The organism is Treponema zioleckii (assembly GCF_014737315.1).
Taxonomy (GTDB): domain Bacteria; phylum Spirochaetota; class Spirochaetia; order Treponematales; family Treponemataceae; genus Treponema_D; species Treponema_D zioleckii.
Genome location: NZ_JPUF01000157.1, coordinates 1 through 725, shown reverse-complemented (window position 1 = coordinate 725; position 725 = coordinate 1). Strand labels below are relative to the sequence as shown.

Annotated in this window: 2 protein-coding genes; both read left to right on the top strand. The window is 33.8% G+C overall.

Annotated elements, in window-relative coordinates:
* Positions 1 to 277: hypothetical protein (locus JI65_RS17000; protein WP_191018350.1), on the top strand; the 277-nt coding region annotated here is incomplete at its 5' end.
* Between the two features lie 18 nt (positions 278 to 295).
* Positions 296 to 724 (top strand): hypothetical protein, encoded by a 429-nt coding sequence (locus JI65_RS16995; protein ID WP_191018349.1) that lies wholly within the window; start codon positions 296 to 298, stop codon positions 722 to 724.
* The last annotated feature ends 1 nt before the right edge of the window (position 725 follow it).

The following is a 725-nucleotide window of genomic DNA, read 5'->3' as shown; positions in this document are numbered from 1 at the left end:
TAATGACAATGACGACGGGGATGGGGATAAAAATGATAACGGTTCTAAAAATACTGATTCAAAGAATCAAAGAGAAAAAGCTCCTAAAAATGGAGTACCGCATGGAACGCGACCATTGGATAAAGCAAAAATTCCAAAGGGTAGTCATAATAAAATAAAAAAAGGAGTTGGCAATGGTCCAAAAGATTGGACTGGAATAACACCGGATGGAGATGTGATTATTAATGATGGATATGGCAATGCTGTAAATATGGGACCGTATCAAGATTATTTATAAATATAAAGTGAGGTTGTTTTGAGCAAATTTTCAATAGATATTTCATTGCAAATCAAGCACCCTGAAATTTCCGCTGAAGTTTTGAAAAAAGAAATTTCGCTTTTGCCTGCTACTGTACATTCTGTCGGGGATAAAGTGATTCGTGGTGATGGAAAAGAACTTCCATTCACTTACAATGAAACTTATTTGTGTTATGACATAGTTCCTTTGCAAGATTTTTCTGATATTTTTGAGGCATTGAAATCTGCAAATGATTTTGTAAAAAATAAAGTGAAGAACAATTCTGTTTTTTTTGACATAAATCAAAGTGGTGGAAGCGCTTCATATTATTTGGCAGTTTATACAAAAGACCACTTAGCATTTTCAATTCCATCAGAGATATTAAGAGAAACTTCTGAGTTGGGAATTGGGATAGGTGTAGAACTTTTTCAAAACTATACGGAGTAGA